Source organism: Shewanella sp. 11B5, from assembly GCF_002836795.1.
Taxonomy (GTDB): Bacteria; Pseudomonadota; Gammaproteobacteria; order Enterobacterales; family Shewanellaceae; genus Shewanella; species Shewanella frigidimarina.
Genome location: NZ_PJAP01000082.1, coordinates 1 through 1,348, shown reverse-complemented (window position 1 = coordinate 1,348; position 1,348 = coordinate 1). Strand labels below are relative to the sequence as shown.

The 1,348-nt window shown below is 40.3% G+C and carries 1 protein-coding gene and 1 pseudogene; one reads left to right on the top strand and one right to left on the bottom strand.

Going from position 1 to position 1,348, the window contains the following annotated elements; all coding sequences use genetic code 11:
• Nucleotides 1-4 precede the first annotated feature (4 nt).
• Nucleotides 5-811: a crotonase/enoyl-CoA hydratase family protein gene (locus tag CXF78_RS00675; RefSeq protein ID WP_102035700.1), complete on the bottom strand. Its 807-nt coding sequence runs from the start codon at nt 809-811 to the stop codon at nt 5-7.
• A 433-nt stretch (nt 812-1,244) separates the two neighbouring features.
• On the opposite strand from CXF78_RS00675, the pseudogene CXF78_RS00670 reads away from it, so the two are divergent.
• Nucleotides 1,245-1,348 (top strand): annotated as a pseudogene (locus CXF78_RS00670) (response regulator); the annotation flags it as partial.

The window sequence follows — 1,348 nt, the reverse complement described above, 5'->3', positions numbered from 1 at the left end:
ATCGTTACCACCAAGATTGACGAGAACGATAGGCTTTATCAGGATTTTTAGTTTGTCTAATCGCTGCAATCACACGGTTTTTACCCAGCAACAATCTCATTTGGCTTAGTGATTCTCGGGCTAATAGGCTGCGCACTGAGGCGGTCCAACTTTGATTGATGCTGCGTTTAATGGCTGCATTAGCATCCGGGGAAGTGCGGATTATTTTTTGGGCTAGTGCCGTGGCACACTCATAAGCGTTATCACTTATTTGAGTTACCAAACCTAGCTCAAGCGCTTGCTCGGCAGTTAAAATATCCGCGGTATAGGTCAGCATCAACGCTTTGTCTTTCGGTATAATTTGTCTTAATGCCACCAAACCAGCCATATCTGGCACAAGCCCCCACTTTGCTTCCATGATCGACAACTTACAGTTTGGCGTAGCAATACGAATATCAGCACCCAATGCAATTTGAGTCCCACCGCCATAGCAACAACCTTCTAAAACCGCAATGACAGGAACAGGCAAACGCTGCCATCCCAAAGACACACGTTGGGCTAAATTTGCATTGCCAGGCAACCACTTGAATAAAAGCTTTAATGCACTTGTGGGTGAACTCGCGACACTCTTCACATCTAAGCCAGAACAAAAGTTACCTTCTGCGCCAGATAAAATAACCGCATTAACTCGTTTATCACCACGGAGTTGTTTAATCACATTATCAATTGCAGTAAACATTTCAACATTAAGTGCATTAATTTTACTGGGTCTATTTAAGCAAACATGGGCAATGCCATTATCTACTGTTAACTTAATTAACTCTCTTTCCATGAAACACCCTGCTGCTGGTCAGTCCAGTTTACAGGCTAACATATCTGGACTATCTGGCGAATAGTAATAACATGACAAATAATCGGCGTTGGTCAAAATATTGCCACATTTTATTTTGAACAAAATTCATTGAGTGTTAGCCTAATATATTATCGATATAGGTATTACCATCCAATCTTCATGCTTGTGTATTAAATGTAATGCCAGATCGATATGACATTGATGACAATATGATAACAGCTAGACAAATGTTACCAACTTAATGAAATGTTAAAACTAAGTTATCAATATTGTAAGCAAATAAGTATAATGCGCTAACGAACAAAAAATCGCTGTAAATAGTCTTATAATAATAACTATCCGCCTCGCTCCACTCGCGGTTGCATTAATGAGTGTTTTTTTCCTAAAGGCGAAATAAGGAAGACCAGCAACAATGACCATTCCAATATTAATATGCGACGATTCTGCACTCGCCAGAAAGCAAATGGCAAGAACTCTCCCCAAAGATTGGGACGTTGAAATTAGTTACGCCACCAA